This is a genomic window from Pseudomonas sp. LRF_L74 (assembly GCF_965644255.1).
Classification (GTDB): Bacteria; Pseudomonadota; Gammaproteobacteria; order Pseudomonadales; family Pseudomonadaceae; genus Aquipseudomonas.
Window position 1 is genome coordinate 108598 of record NZ_CBFFRH010000002.1, and the last position, 15191, is coordinate 123788.

At 62.2% G+C, this 15191-nt stretch carries 15 protein-coding genes; 9 read left to right on the forward strand and 6 right to left on the reverse strand.

The features are described 5' to 3' along the window. The first annotated feature begins 183 nt into the window (after positions 1 to 183). Entirely contained in the window at positions 184 to 759 is a 576-nt protein-coding gene (locus tag ACSZPK_RS05410) for a TetR/AcrR family transcriptional regulator (RefSeq protein ID WP_437880394.1), read from the forward strand. Here the strand turns inward: ACSZPK_RS05410 and ACSZPK_RS05415 are convergent, their stop codons facing one another. The 5 genes from ACSZPK_RS05415 to ACSZPK_RS05435 are packed head-to-tail and all read right to left on the reverse strand — an operon-like array spanning position 760 to position 4718. Next, positions 760 to 1518: an iron ABC transporter ATP-binding protein gene (locus ACSZPK_RS05415; RefSeq protein WP_437880395.1), complete on the reverse strand. Its 759-nt coding sequence runs from the start codon at positions 1516 to 1518 to the stop codon at positions 760 to 762. Continuing rightward, complete coding sequence (locus tag ACSZPK_RS05420) at positions 1515 to 2492, reverse strand: iron chelate uptake ABC transporter family permease subunit (RefSeq protein ID WP_437880396.1); 978 nt, start codon at positions 2490 to 2492, stop codon at positions 1515 to 1517. The genes ACSZPK_RS05415 and ACSZPK_RS05420 overlap by 4 nt, the downstream gene beginning before the upstream one ends. Next, positions 2485 to 3495: an ABC transporter permease gene (locus tag ACSZPK_RS05425; RefSeq protein ID WP_437880397.1), complete on the reverse strand. Its 1011-nt coding sequence runs from the start codon at positions 3493 to 3495 to the stop codon at positions 2485 to 2487. Before ACSZPK_RS05425 ends, ACSZPK_RS05420 begins: the two co-directional genes overlap by 8 nt. Further along, the gene (locus ACSZPK_RS05430; RefSeq protein ID WP_437880398.1) at positions 3479 to 4408 is read right to left on the reverse strand and encodes a siderophore ABC transporter substrate-binding protein; all 930 of its coding nucleotides are present in this window, start codon (positions 4406 to 4408) and stop codon (positions 3479 to 3481) included. Before ACSZPK_RS05430 ends, ACSZPK_RS05425 begins: the two co-directional genes overlap by 17 nt. Positions 4409 to 4412: 4 nt before the next feature. Further along, positions 4413 to 4718, reverse strand: a complete 306-nt coding sequence (locus tag ACSZPK_RS05435) for a DUF2218 domain-containing protein (protein WP_437880399.1) — start codon at positions 4716 to 4718, stop codon at positions 4413 to 4415. Positions 4719 to 4979: 261 nt separating this feature from the next. On the opposite strand from ACSZPK_RS05435, the gene ACSZPK_RS05440 reads away from it, so the two are divergent. From ACSZPK_RS05440 to ACSZPK_RS05455, 4 genes are read left to right on the forward strand one after another with little or no spacing between them, the layout of a single operon-like run. After that, on the forward strand, positions 4980 to 7214 hold the full coding sequence (locus ACSZPK_RS05440) for a FepA family TonB-dependent siderophore receptor (RefSeq protein ID WP_437880400.1): 2235 nt from the start codon (positions 4980 to 4982) through the stop codon (positions 7212 to 7214). A gap of 48 nt (positions 7215 to 7262) precedes the next feature. Continuing rightward, positions 7263 to 7532: a hypothetical protein gene (locus tag ACSZPK_RS05445; RefSeq protein WP_437880401.1), complete on the forward strand. Its 270-nt coding sequence runs from the start codon at positions 7263 to 7265 to the stop codon at positions 7530 to 7532. 47 nt (positions 7533 to 7579) lie between these two features. Further along, positions 7580 to 8272 carry a response regulator transcription factor gene (locus ACSZPK_RS05450; protein WP_437880402.1) on the forward strand — a complete coding sequence of 231 codons (693 nt, stop codon included), beginning with the start codon at positions 7580 to 7582 and terminating at the stop codon, positions 8270 to 8272. Next, entirely contained in the window at positions 8269 to 9705 is a 1437-nt protein-coding gene (locus tag ACSZPK_RS05455) for an ATP-binding protein (RefSeq protein WP_437880403.1), read from the forward strand. Before ACSZPK_RS05450 ends, ACSZPK_RS05455 begins: the two co-directional genes overlap by 4 nt. A gap of 19 nt (positions 9706 to 9724) precedes the next feature. Here ACSZPK_RS05455 and ACSZPK_RS05460 read toward each other — a convergent pair whose 3' ends face one another. Continuing rightward, on the reverse strand, positions 9725 to 10639 hold the full coding sequence (locus tag ACSZPK_RS05460; RefSeq protein WP_437880404.1) for a LysR family transcriptional regulator: 915 nt from the start codon (positions 10637 to 10639) through the stop codon (positions 9725 to 9727). A gap of 125 nt (positions 10640 to 10764) precedes the next feature. On the opposite strand from ACSZPK_RS05460, the gene ACSZPK_RS05465 reads away from it, so the two are divergent. The 4 genes from ACSZPK_RS05465 to ACSZPK_RS05480 all read left to right on the forward strand — a co-directional run bounded on the left by ACSZPK_RS05465 (position 10765) and on the right by ACSZPK_RS05480 (position 15163). Continuing rightward, positions 10765 to 11973, forward strand: a complete 1209-nt coding sequence (locus tag ACSZPK_RS05465) for a cytochrome P450 (protein ID WP_437880405.1) — start codon at positions 10765 to 10767, stop codon at positions 11971 to 11973. Next, on the forward strand, positions 11970 to 13193 hold the full coding sequence (locus tag ACSZPK_RS05470; RefSeq protein ID WP_437880406.1) for an FAD-dependent oxidoreductase: 1224 nt from the start codon (positions 11970 to 11972) through the stop codon (positions 13191 to 13193). The genes ACSZPK_RS05465 and ACSZPK_RS05470 overlap by 4 nt, the downstream gene beginning before the upstream one ends. A gap of 9 nt (positions 13194 to 13202) precedes the next feature. Continuing rightward, positions 13203 to 13664 (forward strand): flavodoxin domain-containing protein, encoded by a 462-nt coding sequence (locus ACSZPK_RS05475; RefSeq protein WP_437880407.1) that lies wholly within the window; start codon positions 13203 to 13205, stop codon positions 13662 to 13664. Positions 13665 to 13795: 131 nt separating this feature from the next. Beyond that, entirely contained in the window at positions 13796 to 15163 is a 1368-nt protein-coding gene (locus ACSZPK_RS05480; protein ID WP_437880408.1) for an aminotransferase class III-fold pyridoxal phosphate-dependent enzyme, read from the forward strand. Positions 15164 to 15191: the final 28 nt, after the last annotated feature.

The following is a 15191-nucleotide window of genomic DNA, read 5'->3' on the forward strand; positions in this document are numbered from 1 at the left end:
GCCTCTAGCCCTGTATTTCAGGGTTCCGCCGGCTAGAGCAATGACTCGTTCAGGGCTGGTCGGCAGGTTGAAGAAGCTTGGCAATCGACGGTGCTCATCCAGGTAGCGAGCAGGGCAACAGGCCGGTGATGGATGGATCTATGGTGTTAGTATCCGCTGCTCCGGCTATTGAGTGTTGACGACTTGTCTATCGCTGAGCGTATCCAGGAAGCGGCCTTGGCACGCTTCGCCCTGCAGGGTTTCGAATCCACCTCGATGAATGAGATCGCCACGGACGTAGGCTTGAAGAAGCCGTCGGTCTATGGCCATTTCCGCAACAAGGACGAGCTCTATCTGAGCCTGCTGCCGTTGTTGATCGAGGCCGAGCTGGCGTTCGCGGCGCAGCAGATACGTGGTGGCACGACCGTTCGCAAGCAACTGCTGGCCTACCTCAAGGGCATCCGCAAGCGTTACGAGGCGTCCTACGCGGTGCAATTCTGGACCCGCGCCCTGGCCAATCCGCCAGGCCACATCTATGACGAGGTGGTGCAACCGTTGCACGGGTTCATGGCATCTTTGGAGCGCATCATCCTCGATGCGGTGCGTGATTCCGAGCTGGCCGACAACCCTGGCAAGGTTTCCAGCGAGCACCTGGCCATGACCTTCATGGCCATGGTCGACAGCCTGCAGAGCGAGCTGGTGCACGGCGGTACGACCAAGTACAACCGCCGCCTGAAGGCGCTCTGGGCCGTATTCGAGGCGGCGACCTTGCCGCGTTGATCAGGTGAAGTACAGGGCGATGCGTTGCCCATCCACGTGATGGATGGGGATTTCCATGTCATAGATTTTGCGCAGCATGCCTTGCTCGATCACGTCCTGTGGCGGCCCTTGGCAAATGACCTGGCCGGCGCGCATGGCGATGATCTGGTCGCAGTAGCAGGACGCATAGTTGATGTCGTGCAACACCATGATGATCGATTTTCCCAGCTCGTCGGCCGCGCGGCGCAGGCGTTTCATCATGGCCACTGCACTGTTCATGTCCAGGCTGTTCAGGGGTTCGTCCAGCAGCAGGTAGTCAGTGTCCTGGCACAGCACCATGGCGACGAATGCCCGTTGCCGCTGGCCGCCGGAAAGCTCATCGAGAAAACGCCCGGCCAGGTCGCTCAGGTTCATGTACGCCAGGGCCTGGGCGACCTGCTGGTGGTCCAGCGGGGTTGGTCGGCCACGCGAATGCGGGTAACGGCCGAACATGACCAGGTCATGCACGCTCAGGCGCGTACCGATCTGATTGTTCTGGCGCAGGATCGCCAGCTTCCTGGCCAGCACGTCTCCCGAGGTCGTTGCGACGTCCAGGCCGTCAACCCGAATGCTGCCGCTGTCTACCTTCGACAGCCGGCTGATCATCGACAGCAGGGTGGACTTGCCAGCGCCATTGGGGCCGATGATGGCCGTCATGCCGCTGCCGAGCAGGGTAAGCGAGATACCGTCGACCACCACGTGCTTGCCGTAACGCTTGTCGACCCCACGGACTTCGATCATGGGCGAATGCCTTTCAACATAAGATAGATAAAGGTGATGCCGCCAAGAAACTCGACGATGGCGCGCAAGTTGGTGTCGAAGCCGAACGCGTGTTCCAGCAGTGCCTGGCCACCTACCAGGCAAGTGATGGCGATAAATACCGCGGCGGGCAGCAGCAGGGCATGGCGATACGTCGCCATTACCGCATAGGCCAGGTTCGCCACCAGCAGGCCGAAGAAGGTCACGGGCCCTACCAGCGCGGTCGAGACGGAAACCAGCACGGCCACGGTGACGAGAATGCGTGATACCTGGCGGCGATGATCGAGTCCGAGGCTGGTCGCCGTCTCCTTGCCGAGGCTCATCACATCGAGCCTGGATACCTGGCGCATGCCGAAGGCAGAGGCGGCGATGACCGCCAGGGTGGAAATCCCCAGCAGGCCGTAGTCAGGGTTGTTGAAGCTGGAAAAGAAACGGTCCTGCAAAAAATTGAATTCGTTGGGGTTGATCAGGCGCAGGAGAAACGCCGACAGGCTGCGGAAAAACTCGCCGAGGATCACTCCGATCAGCACCAGTTGATGCAGGTCGGTCTTGCCTCGGGTCAGCAGGCGCTGATGCAACAGCCCGCAAAACAGGATCATCAAGGCGACTTGGCCGCTGAACAACAGCGGCTGGGGCAGGGCCAGTGTCGCCTTGCTGCCCAGGGCATAGACGATGCTCGTCTGGATGAGCAGATAGAGCGCGTCGAAGCCCATGATCGCCGGTGTGAGAATGCGGTTGTTGGTGGCCGTCTGGAACAGCACGGTCGACACCGCGATGGCATGGCTGACCAGCAAGAGGGTGGCGATCTTGCCGGCTCGCAACGGCAAGGCGAATGACCATTGCCCCTGTACGCCAAGGGTCATGAACAGGGCAATGCTCGACAAGGCGAGGAGGCCCAGCAACAGGAGGCGTGTGCCGGGGCTCATGTGCCGGGCGTGACTGGCCAGGCTATGCATGACTGGACCTACCACGCAGCAGGAGCAGGAGGAATACCAGGCAGCCGAGCACCCCGGCGATGGTGCCCACCGGCAATTCGTATGGGTGGCGCACCAGGCGCGCGAAAATATCGCAGAGCAACACCAGGCCGGCACTGCTGACCGCGCCCCAGGGCATGGTTCGGCGGGCGTTGTCGCCGATGCAGCGACTGACCAGGTTCGGCACGATCAGGCCGATGAAGGGAATCATCCCGGCGGTGACCACCACGGCGGCGGTGATCATGGCGACGATGATCAGCCCGCCGGTCATGACCAGGCGGTAGCCGATCCCCAGGTTGGTGCTCAAGTCACGGCCCAGGCCGGCGACCGTGAAACGATCCGCGAAGAGGTAGGCCAGGCCGGTCAGCGCGAGGGCGATCCAGAGCATTTCATAGCGCCCCTGGAGCACGCTGGAGAAATCTCCGGTGCCCCAGATGGACAGCGATTGCAACAGGTCGAAACGGTAGGCCAGGAAGGTGCTGACCGAGCCGATGATGCCACTCAGAATCAGACCGATGAGCGGCACCATCATGCTGGAGATCAGCGGCGCGCGGCTGATGATGTGCAGGAACAGCAGCGTGCCCAAGAGTGCGAACAGGCTCGCGCAGGTCATCTTCAGGAGCAGCGGTGCCGTGGGCGCGAGGATCGCCAGAACCAGCATGCCGAGGCTGGCGGACTCGACGGTGCCGGTGGTGGTCGGTTCGGCGAAGCGGTTGTGCGAGATCAGTTGCATGATCACACCGGCGATGCCGAGGCTGATACCTGAAAGCATCAGGGCGAGGGTCCTGGGAATGCGGCTGACCAGCAGGACCAGGAGTGTGTCGGCGTCGTAGTCCGAGGTCAGCAGGCTGGCCCAGGACAAGCTCACCACCCCGACGGCGAGACTGCCGATGGCGATCAGCAGCACGACGCCCATCGCCAGCGACAGCCACGCCTTATCTGGAATCGAGAGACCGGCTACGTCGAGCTCAGCGCCCCGCGCCATAGGCCTCGCCCACTTGCTCGATCATCCGTTGCAGCGCCTGTATGCCGCCGCCCACCAGGTACCAGTTGATCGGGTCGAGATAGACCACCTGAGCGCGCTTCCAGGCCTGGGTGCGTCGCACCAGGGCATTGTCCAGGACCTGCTGCGCGGCACCGGACTGGCCAATCGCGGCGTCACGATCGACCACGAACAACCAGTCGGGGTCGCTTTTCATGATCAGTTCGGCATTGATCGACTCACCGTGCAGCGAGGTACTCAACCCGTCGATGGCAACGGGAACGCCAAGCTCGCTATGCAGCAGGCCAAAACGTGAGCCGGGCCCATAGGCGCTGAGCTTGCCGCCGGTGACCAGGACGACCAGGCCGCGCCCGCGCTCGGCAGTCTGCTTCCTGACCGATGCCAGGCGCTGTTGCAGTGACATGGCCAGTTCTTGCGCGCGGGCCTGTTTGCCGAAGATGCCGGCGAGCATGTTGAGGTTCTTCAGGGTGGTGGCCACCGGCTGAGCGTTGTCCTCGAACAGGTCGATGGTCGGCGCGATTCGCGACAATTGCGCGAACTTGGCGCTGGAGCGGCCACCGACGATGATCAGGTCGGGGCGCGTACGGTTGAGCGCCTCGTAATCCGGCTCGAACAGGGTACCCAGGGTTGCGTAGGGCGCTTTCCCATAACGCTCGAGATAGTCCGGAAAGGTATTGCCGGCCACCCCGGCCACATCAACGCCCAAGGCATCGAGGTCGTCCAGGGCGACCAGATCGAGCACCACCACGCGCTTCGGTGGCTGGCTGAGCGACGTAGTGCCCTGGGCGTGCTGGACTTCGACGGCGGAGGCGGCTTGTGCCAGGGAAACCAGGCCAAATGTCAGGGAGGCGAGAATCAGCAGGCTGGCCAGTGGCCGTGAAAGAGTGCTGTCCATCGGCCTACGCCCCTGTCTCCGGTGTGCTGTCGCGCTGCCAGTCGAACAGCAGCGTCGCGTCTTGCGGCACGAAGCGCAGCAGATGATCTTCGACGATCGCCTCAAGCTCATCGAGCTCCTGCAGAGGCGCCTGGATACGGACTTCGAGACGATCGTCCTGGCGTTTCAGTTCGCAGCTGGAGCCGCCAAAATCAATGTGCCCCGCATGCTCGTCGAAGCTGACCGCGAACTTGTGCGCCCAGTGTCTGCACAGGCGTGTCAGGCAGCGCTTGGCATGCTCGGTGATGAGGATTGCATGGGATTCAGGCATAACAAGGCCTCCGGAATACTGCCGGCATTGAGCGGGCAGCGATGTGGTCGATTGACGTGCTGGCGCAGAGCATACATATCCGACCGAACGGTCGGAAGGATTTTTATTCGTATCTGGATTGTCGGTCATTCGTATCTGGAGAAATGCAAAGAACTGTCAAGTTTCTTGAGGTAGGGCAGTGGGCCAGCATAGGATTTTTGCGAATGTTTCCCATTGGCGTTGGCGAAGGTCTATCGATTTTTGCCGTTCTGGATGAATCCCATGTCGTACCTCTCGTCTCGATTCCAACTCACGCTCTTGTCCAAAATGATGTTGTCTTCGCTGCTGTTGAGTGCGGCCGCCACTGCCGCCGAGCAGGGGCAGGCAACGCCAGACGGGACTCTGCTGGAGCTGCAGGACACGCATATTCAGGAAACCGCCGAAGAGCAGATCAAGCAATCGCTGGGCGTTTCGGTCATTACTGCCGAGGACATCGCGCGGCGGCCGCCGGTCAATGACCTGTCGGATATCATTCGCCGCGAGCCCGGGGTGAATCTCACCGGCAACAGTGCCACCGGGCTGCGCGGTAACAACCGGCAGATCGACATACGCGGCATGGGCCCGGAGAACACGCTGATTCTCATCGATGGCCGCCCGGCGACCTCGCGCAACTCCGTGCGCTACGGCTGGAGCGGCGACCGCGACACCCGTGGCGATAGCAACTGGGTGCCGGCCGAGCAGGTCGAGCGCATCGAGGTCTTGCGTGGGCCGGCTGCGGCTCGCTATGGCTCCGGCGCGATGGGCGGCGTGGTCAATATCATCACCAAGGCCCCGGCACAAAAGGCCACGGGGTCGATCACCTACTTCGCCAACCGCCCGCAGGATGCCAAGGAAGGCGATACCAACCGGGCCAGTTTCAGCTTCAGCGGCCCGTTGAGCGATACGCTTTCCGGGCGCCTGTACGGAAACGTCAACAAGACCGACCCGGATGCCCGTGACATCAACCAGGATGAGGTCGGCAGCGGCCAGTTGACCGCCGGGCGTGAAGGGGTGGTCAACAAGGACATCAACAGCATGCTGTCCTGGCGTGCCGATGAGTGGAACACCTTCGATCTGGAGGTCGGTTTCTCCCGCCAGGGCAACCGTTACGCCGGGGATTCGCCGTACTACCTCGACAGCAACATCGAGAACATGTACGACCACGAAACCAACACCCTGTATCGCCAGTCCTTCGCCATCACCCACCGTGGCGACTATGAGTGGGGCCGCAGCCAGACCAGCCTGAGCCATGACATCACCCGTAATAAACGCCAGCGCGAAGGTCTGACCGGACGTGTAGAAGGCGCACCGGCCGCCGGTGACAGCAGTTCGGCAGGGGTGTTCGATACCTCGAAGCTGAAGAACACCCGCTTGCTCACCCAGGTCGACGTGCCCTTCGCGGTGTCCGGGATCGACCAGGTCATGACCGCGGGCCTGGAGGCCAATCGCGAGCACCTGAACGATCCGGGCGGCATGCGCCAGAGCATCAACCCTGGTGGCACGGGGGGCTCGGTGACGGAGAACGTCAGCGGCACCGAGGTCACCCTCAATAGCCAGGCCCTGTATGTGGAAAGCAACATCAGCGCGACTCAAGACTTGACCTTGACGCCGGGCCTGCGCTTCGATCACAGCGGCACTTTCGGCAACAACTGGAGCCCGAGCCTGAATGCCGAGTACCGGCTGACCGATGAGTGGAAGATCAAGGGCGGCGTGGCCAGGGCCTACAAGGCCCCCAACCTGTACCAGGCCACCGATAACTATCTGCTCAGCAGCCGTGGCAATGGTTGCTGGCGGGCGGCAGGTGCGACCGGCAGAAGCTGCTACCTGGAAGGCAACGAGGACCTGAAGCCCGAGACCAGCATCAACAAGGAAATCGGCATCGCCTTCGATGGCGGCGATCTGCGCAGCAGCCTGACCTACTTCCGCAATGACTACCGCAACAAGATCGATGCGGGAACCCGCGCCGTGCGTGTCATCAACGGCCAGGATGTCTACCAGTGGGAAAACACCGACAAGGCGCTGGTACAGGGCATCGAGGGCAACCTGTTCATCGCCTTGAGCGAGGCGTTGGAGTGGAACACCAACCTGACCTACATGATCGATTCGGAGAAACGTTCGGGGCCATTCAAGGGTGAGCCGTTGAGCATCATTCCGAAGTACACGCTGAACTCGACACTGGACTGGTTCGTTACCGAGCAGTTGTCGGTGCAGGCCACCGCGACCTGGTATGGCAAGCAGACACCACCCACCCTGGCCCAGACCGGCTCGGCGATTAGCGCCCAGGATGAAATCGCCCCGTATGCGTTATTCGGTATCGGTTCAGGCTACGCGTTCAACGAGCACCTGGCCCTGCGCGTGGGGGTGAGCAACCTGTTCGACAAGCGCCTGTATCGCAAAGGCAATGCCGAAAGCGTGGGCGCGCAGACCTACAACGAACCAGGGCGTGCGTTCTACGCGTCGGTCACTACATCGTTCTGAGCTGGCTGCCCGGGTGGTCGGTCACCCGGGCTTTCGTGAGGCGTAGACGTGAGCCCGGAAAAGGCCAAGGCGAAACACGTGATGCAGGTCCACGGTCTGAAATGTTCGCTGCCCAGGCTCAAGATACTGAGCACGATCATTCACCTGAGCACCATTTGCGCAGAGCATGAAACGACCCTGATGCAGATTCACGGCCATTTGCAGGCCACGAATGAACCCATCTCGCTCACCTCCTTGCGTCAGATCATGGCGCGCTTGCACAAGTGTGGCGCGGTCGTCGCCACGCGTTCCCGCAGTTATCGGATCGCCTGGATATAATCGCTCGGCTTTCGAACCCGGTGCTTTCAACAGACGAGCGATTTCCCTTGGACTCCCGACCTCACCTCCTGCTCGTTGACGATGACGAGGAACTGACCCAGATGCTGGATGAGTTCTTTGCGGACGAGTTTCGCCTGAGCGTTTGCCACGACGGCAATGAGGCACTCGAACGGATGGTCTCGTCGCGTCACGACCTGTTGGTGCTCGACGTCATGCTGCCCGGTGTCGATGGCCTGACCGTGTTGCAACAGGTACGAGTGGATTCGCGATTGCCGATCATCATGCTGACCGCCATGGGTGGCGACCGGGACCGCATCGCCGGCCTTGACCTCGGCGCCGACGACTACCTGGCCAAACCGTTCAACCCCGAAGAACTGCGCTCGCGGATCAAGGCTGTCTTGCGGCGTACGCATTGCGTCGAGTCACCGGCGAGTTTGCAGATCCAAGGCCTGACCCTGATACCCGACAGCCTGCAGGCTTTCATCAGCGATGAACCGGTTGCGTTTACCGCGGCCGAAATCCGTATGCTCGAACTGTTGATGCGCTCACCTGGCAAACCCGTGCCCCGGGAGCAGTTGAGCCGTTGCGCATTGGGGCGTTCGCTGAGTCTTCATGACCGGAGCGTCGATACCCATATCAGTAACCTGCGTCGAAAACTGGCTTGCCATGAGGACGTACCACAGATCCGTAGCGTACGAGCGGCAGGGTATCAACTGAGCCCTGACGTCAGCGCGCCATGAGATCGATCTTCTGGCGACTGTTTTTCTGGTTCTGGCTGGCGACCGGCATCATGCTTGGCCTGAACCTGCTGCTCACGCAGTGGGTCAGCGCTCAGCGCATGGCCTCGCTGGACGATCTGGACCCACGGCAGTTGAGTATCGAAGCCTGTCATGTACTCGGCCGCTCGGGGACCGCGGGGCTGAGTGACTGGATCGAGTCACGGCAGCACGAACATCCGAACCTGTTCATCTATGTGCTCGATGCCGCTGGCCAGGATATCGCCGGGCAAGAGCCCCCCCAGCGTCTACACGACTGGTTCGTCTATTCGCGCAGCGGTTCCGCGCCGCAGAGCCCAGGGGTCAATCTGGATGCCTCGACAGGCTGCCGGCCATCCGAGGCGCAAGCCGTCCAGGTCTCGTCGGCACAGTCCTACTGGACCTGGCGCGAGACACCGGACCTGGTCGCCACGGATGGCCAGCGTTACATGCTGCTGTTCGACCCGATGCATTACCCGCCCATCGCACTGGAGGAATTCCAGCATCTGGGGGGCGGCTACTTCCCTGCGGTCCTGCTGCTTTGCCTGTCCTTGAGTGGTTGCCTGTGCGGGTTGCTGGCCCGTCACTTCAGTAGGCCGTTGCGCATGTTGCAACGCGGTGCCCGTGAGATCGCCAACGGCAACCTGCAGCAGCGCGTGGCCGGCGATTTCAGCGCGCGTAGCGATGAGCTGGGCGTCCTGGCCAGGGATTTCGACCTCATGGCCGAGCGCGTGGAAGCGCTGGTGCAGTCCCATGAGCGGCTCCTGCGCGATGTCTCCCACGAGTTGCGCTCTCCACTGACACGGCTGCAACTGGCGGTGACCCTGGCGAGGCGCGGCGACGAGCATCTGCCACGCAACCTGGAGCGTATCGAGCGCGAAGGCGAGCGCCTGGAGAGCCTGATCGCCGCATTGCTGCGCCTGAGCGCCATGCGCTCAGGCGACTGCACGCTGGCCCGCCAGCACATGGATTTGCGCGTACCGTTGCGCTGGGTGGTTGCCAATGCCCGCTTCGAGGCCCAGGCCGAGGGCAAGACCGTTAACTACAGCGAGCCTGAGCAAGCCATGCCTGTACGCGGCGATGCCGAGCAACTGGCCAGTGCGCTCGAAAACATCGTGCGCAACGGCTTGCGTTTCACCCCGCCCGGCGCTTCGTTGTGCCTGCGCATCGAACGGCAGGACGAATGCCTCCAGGTTTGTGTCGATGACCAAGGGCCTGGCGTGCCCGAAGAGGCGTTGCCGCGCATCTTCGAGCCGTTCTACCGGGTTTCCTCCTCGCGTGAACGCAAGAGCGGCGGAGCAGGCCTTGGCCTGACTATCGCCATGGGCATCGCCCAGGCCCATGGCGGGCATCTGGCCGCGCGCAACCGCCCGCAAGGCGGGCTTTGCGTGACGCTTACGCTGGCAGCCGAAAGCTGAACGCTCAGCCAATCCTTGATCAGGCCAGGCTGAACTGATTCATCCGAATGGTCGCATGGGCGAATTCGATCAGCGCCTGCACGCGCGCATTGAGTTGGATATGGTCGGGCCAGACCATCACCACCGTTTCCTTGAACTCATTCGGTTCTATGCGCTTGACCACCAGGGGAAGGCCCTCGTAGCTGTGGTCGATGCGCGGTTTCTGGATCAGCAGGCTGTAGCCGAGCCCGCGGGCGACCATCGAACGCACCAGTTCGAAATTGCGTGTCCGGTGACGCACCTTGGGCCGCACGCCCGCACCATGCAGCATGTCCAGTGCGTGACGGCCACTGGGGGGTAAATCCAGCATGATCAATGGCTCATCCCTGAGGTCTTCGAAAGACAAGGTTTCTCGGCTCGCCAGTGCATGGTCGGCCGGCAATAACGCATGCACCGCCGTGTCGAACAGGGCGGTCTCTTCCAGGCCTGCGGGCAGGTTGATTCGATAGGTGATCAAGAGGTCTAGCTGGCCAGCTTCCATGAGCGGCAGCAGTTCATCGTTGTCGCCGTCGTGATAACTCAGGATGACTTCCGGGTACCTGGCCTCGAACTCTTTGGTCAAGGCCGGAATCACCGTCGCCGCCAGGGTCGAGTAGCAGCCGATGGTGACCGGCCCACGCAAGGTGCCATCTCGCGAGCGCGTCGACCGATCGAGTTCTTCGGCACTGATCAGCAGGTTACGCGCCATCTGCAGGACATGCTGGCCGGCCGGCGTGAGCACTACGCCGTGGGACTTGCGGCGCAGGCATAGCTGGGTTTCCAGCGCCTGTTCGAGGTCGCTCACCGCAGCCGCTACCGCTGTCGATGAAACGTGCAATTCACTGGCAGCGGCACTGAACGAGCCGGTCTCCGCAGTGGCACGGAAGTATTCCAGTTGCTTGAAGGTGAAGCGCATCTTGGACCTCGGCTACCCAAGCAAAACTTCGGATCAAACCCATTTTTTTGCGGTTTACATTGGAAATGGCGCGCTCATAGATTGGCAGCCGTGCAGCGGAACAACAAATACAAGGAATCCATGCCATGCTCCCGAACGCGCTCGCCCGTGGTGTGCCACAGGCCGACTGGGTCGACCCTGCCCAGTTGCTGATCGACCCCTATCCCATCTATGCAAGGCTGCGACGCGAATCGCCTGTCGCCTGGGTGCCGGCACTCAAGCGTTTTCTCGTCACTCGCTTCGACCATTGCTTCAACATCGAACTCGACCAGGCCACCTATAGCTCCCACGAGGACGCTGGGCGTTCGACCCTGGTCCGCACCATGGGGCGCCCGATGTTGCGCAAGGACGACCCTGAACACAAGCGTGATCGCAACGCGTCGGCCAGTGCCCTGCGTCCCGTGACGATCAAACGGGTCTGGACGGAAATCTTCGAGCGTAACGCCCAGCGCTACATCGAGCGACTCAAGGAGATCGGTCCGGGCGCCGATCTGTTTCAGCAGTTCGCGGTGCCTTATGCGGCTGACAACCTCAGTGCCATTCTCGGCCTGCATGATGTGCCAGCGCAGACCATGATGGACTGGTCGCATACCTTGATTGCCGGTATCAGCAATGTGCTCGACCAGCCGGCGATCTGGCAGGGGACCCAGCGCGTCTGCGGCGAGATCGATGAGGCAGTGGATCGCAGCGTGGCGATTCTGAAGCGCTCGCCCGACGCCTCCATGCTGTCGGCGATGATCCACGCCGCCGAGCCTATTCCGGACGAGGCGCTCAGGGCCAATGTGCGCCTGACCATTTCCGGTGGCATGAACGAACCCAGCCACGTCATCGCCAGTGCGGTATGGGCGCTGCTGAACCATCCCGATCAATTGGCGGATGTACTCGCAGGGGCCTTCAACTGGGCCGATGTGTTCGAGGAAACCGCGCGCTGGCAATCGCCTGTCGGTATGTACCCGCGCACCTTGACCCGTGATGTCGAACTGGACGGGGTGACACTGCCCGCAGGTTCTACCCTTGGTATCGTGGTGGCCTCGGCCAATCGTGACGAGACGCGCTTTGCCGAGGCGCAGCGTTTCGATGTGCGGCGCCAGCGTGTCACCAATCTGGCCTTCGGCAACGGTCCTCATATCTGCGCCGGCAACTGGGCCGCTCGGGCAATGATCAGTGATGTGGCGCTGCCCCGGCTGTTCGCTGAGCTTCCCGGTCTGCGCCTGATCGACGCGGATGCCGTGACCTTCCACGGCTGGGTGTTCCGTGGTGTGGTCAGCCTGCCTGTCGCCTGGGATCTGCCATGAGTGGCGCGCCTTCCATCGTCATCGTCGGGGCCGGCGTGTCAGGTTGCTTCGCCGCGCAGATGTTGCACAAGGCCTTGCCGGCGGCCCGCATCACCCTGATCGATCGTTTGCCCGTGCCATTTGGCCTGCTGCGTTACGGCGTGGCGGCGGATCATCAGGGAAGCAAGGCCGTGCAACAGCAGTTCGAGCGACTGCTGCAGTGTCCGCAAGTGAAGTTTCACGGTGGCCTGGAATTGGGTTCTGCGTTCGGGCTTGGGCAATTGAACGAACGCTTTGACGCAGTGGTGCTGGCCACCGGCTTGCGTGAGGACCGGCGCCTTGGCGTCAGTGGCGAGGAACTCGGCGGAGTGATCGGCTCTGGGCGGCTGACGCGTGCACTGAACTCCCATCCTGACGAGTACGCCAACCTGCCGCGTATCGCCAGTCGCCTGGCTGTCGTGGGCTCGGGCAACGTGGCCGTGGATATCCTGCGCCTGCTCTGCAAGGGTCATTACGAGTGGGGCAATAGCGACATGGATGACGAGGTGCTGCGGCGAGTCGTACCTGACGCGGTGCAGGACATCCATCTGCTATCCCGCTCGAGTGCAGCCGATGCGCGTTGGGACCCGGCCATGCTCAGCGAGCTGGCCACCTTGGCCAGGCCCGTCTTTCGCCTTGGTCACGGTTGCGCCTGGCCGGTAGGCAGTACCACCGCGCAAGCGCTGGCTCGTCTGTTGGAGGGTCCGAACGAGCGGCCTGGCGAGGTGCGCATCCACCTGCACTTCTCGGCCCGCGTCGAGGCGATCCTGGGGAACGGGCAGGTGTCTGGCGTATGCGTGCGAGCGGCCAACGGCGAACGCCTGACACTCGATGTCGGCACGGTGGTCACCGCCATCGGCTTCGAAGGCCAGCAGGACTCACCGGCACTTCCACGGCTTTACCGCACCGGGTGGCTGCGTACCGGCGCGCAAGGCACCATCGCACAGCAGCGCGTGCTGGCGAAACGACTGGCAGACGAAATCGTCGCTGACCTGGAAAGTGGAGTGATCGATAGCGGGCGGCCTGGCTGGGATGCATTGGCTGCGCTCGCCACCAGCGATTACCGGGCGTGGTGCCGTATCGACAACGCCGAGCGTGAGCGGGCGTTGCCTGGTCGCGTGAGGCGCAAGATCGCCGGCTTTGAGCAGTTGCACGAACTGGCAAGTGAGCCAGACCCGATTACATCAATAGGCCAAGATTAGGAGGCGACGATGGACGTACAAATTCTGTTCGGAACCGAAAGCGGTAATGCCGAACTGGTAGCCGAGGATATTGCGCAGGCTGTCGCCGACACGCCTGTGCGTGTTCAGGTCCGTGACCTGATCGATCTGGACCCCGCTGAGTTGGACCCGACCGTTTTCTATCTGCTGATTTGCTCGACCCATGGCGAAGGCGAGCTGCCCAGCGGCGCACAACCGTTCGCCGCCGCGCTGGAGACGCTTCAACCCAATCTGCAGGGCCTTCGCTTCGCAGCCTTTGGTTTGGGGGACAGCAGTTACGCGCATTATTCCAGAGGAGTGGAGCGGCTCGCCGAGCAGTTGCAGCGGCTATCGGCCGAGCGCCTGGGGGCGTTCGGTCGGCACGATGCGTCCAGTCGCGTGGTGGCCAGCGAGGCCGGCATCGAATGGGCACGGGGCGTTCTGGCGATGAACGCCTCGATTCATGCGAGTTAGACGGTCTGTGCCCAGGGCGCAGCTTCTCACCTATTGAGGGTAGATACTGGCCGTGCAGGGCTCCCTAGAGTGACGTCATGGATGTGTTCCGCGCGAGCACGTCGCATTCGATGATCGATAGGGAGTTGCCCATGACCCGCAATACCAATGTCTCTTGGCTCAAAGAGCACAACACGGTGCACCTGATGCACCCCATGCAGGACCCCAAGTCGTTGAAGGACAACCTGCCAGTGATCATCGAGTCGGGTGACGGTGTGCACATTACCGATGTCGATGGCCGGCGCTTTCTCGACCTGCAGGGTGGTCTGTGGTGCGTCAACGCCGGATACGGACGCAAGGAGATCGTCGACGCGGTCGCCGAGCAGATGCAGAAGCTGGCTTACTACTCGTTGTTCCCCGGCAGTTCCAACCCGGCGGCCATCGCCTTGTCGCAGAAACTGATCGAAATCACCGCGCCGGAGGGCATGGCCAAGGTCTCATTCGGGCTGGGTGGCTCGGATGCCGTGGAAAGCGCGCTGAAGATCGCCCGCCAGTACTGGAAACTCGAAGGGCAGGCCGACAAGTACAAGTTCATCTCCCTCTACAATGGCTACCATGGTCTCAACTTCGGCGGCATGTCGGCCTGCGGCGGCGTCGCCTGGCGCAGCAGCTACGAGCCGTTGATGCCAGGGTTCATCCAGGTCGAAGGACCGCATCTGTACCGCAATCCATTCACCGAGGATCCCGAAGAACTCGCGGAGATCTGCGCCCAGCTCATGGAGCGGCAGATCGAAATCCAGGGTGCGCACACCATCGCCGCCATCATCGCGGAGCCGATCCAGGGCGCCGGTGGCGTGATCGTGCCGCCGGCCAGCTACTGGCCACGCCTGCGCCAGATCGCCGACAAATACGACATCCTGCTGATCGCCGACGAAGTCATCACCGGGCTGGGTCGCAGCGGCGCGCTGTTCGGCTCCAGGGGCTGGGGCGTCAAGCCGGACATCATGTGCCTGGCCAAGGGCATTTCCAGCGGTTACGTGCCGCTGAGCGCCACCCTGGTCAACCAGCGCGTGGCATCGGCCTGGGAGCGTGACGCCGGTTTCACCTCGGTGTACATGCATGGCTACACCTATTCCGGGCATCCCGTTTCCTGTGCCGCAGGCCTGGCAGCGATCGACATCGTATTGCGGGAAAACCTCGCCGATAACGCAGCGCTGGTGGGCGAGTATTTCCTCGATCGCCTGCTGGCGCTCAAGGACAAGCACAAGGCTATTGGCGACGTGCGTGGCAAGGGACTGATGATCGCCATCGAGCTGGTCAAGGACCGCGAGACCAAGGAGCCGTTCGGCCCAGCCGACACCTATCCCTTGGCTATCTCAGAAGGCTGCGTCAGCAGTGGGGTGATGCTGCGTACGATCGTCAACAAATTGATCATCTCGCCGCCACTGACCTTCACCAAGGCGCATGTCGACGAAGTCATCGAGGTACTTGACCGTACGTTCGTTGCCAATCCCTGGTAAACCCAGGCTATCCGCACGTCGAAGCTGA

Coding starts and splice junctions, on each gene's coding strand:
- ACSZPK_RS05430 (WP_437880398.1), bottom strand. CDS start 4,408: ATGGACAGCACTCTTTCACGGCCACTGGCCAGCCTGCTGATTCTCGCC.
- ACSZPK_RS05480 (WP_437880408.1), top strand. CDS start 13,796: ATGACCCGCAATACCAATGTCTCTTGGCTCAAAGAGCACAACACGGTG.
- ACSZPK_RS05465 (WP_437880405.1), top strand. CDS start 10,765: ATGCTCCCGAACGCGCTCGCCCGTGGTGTGCCACAGGCCGACTGGGTC.
- ACSZPK_RS05455 (WP_437880403.1), top strand. CDS start 8,269: ATGAGATCGATCTTCTGGCGACTGTTTTTCTGGTTCTGGCTGGCGACC.
- ACSZPK_RS05460 (WP_437880404.1), bottom strand. CDS start 10,639: ATGCGCTTCACCTTCAAGCAACTGGAATACTTCCGTGCCACTGCGGAG.
- ACSZPK_RS05425 (WP_437880397.1), bottom strand. CDS start 3,495: ATGGCGCGGGGCGCTGAGCTCGACGTAGCCGGTCTCTCGATTCCAGAT.
- ACSZPK_RS05420 (WP_437880396.1), bottom strand. CDS start 2,492: ATGCATAGCCTGGCCAGTCACGCCCGGCACATGAGCCCCGGCACACGC.
- ACSZPK_RS05475 (WP_437880407.1), top strand. CDS start 13,203: ATGGACGTACAAATTCTGTTCGGAACCGAAAGCGGTAATGCCGAACTG.
- ACSZPK_RS05435 (WP_437880399.1), bottom strand. CDS start 4,718: ATGCCTGAATCCCATGCAATCCTCATCACCGAGCATGCCAAGCGCTGC.
- ACSZPK_RS05415 (WP_437880395.1), bottom strand. CDS start 1,518: ATGATCGAAGTCCGTGGGGTCGACAAGCGTTACGGCAAGCACGTGGTG.
- ACSZPK_RS05470 (WP_437880406.1), top strand. CDS start 11,970: ATGAGTGGCGCGCCTTCCATCGTCATCGTCGGGGCCGGCGTGTCAGGT.
- ACSZPK_RS05440 (WP_437880400.1), top strand. CDS start 4,980: ATGTCGTACCTCTCGTCTCGATTCCAACTCACGCTCTTGTCCAAAATG.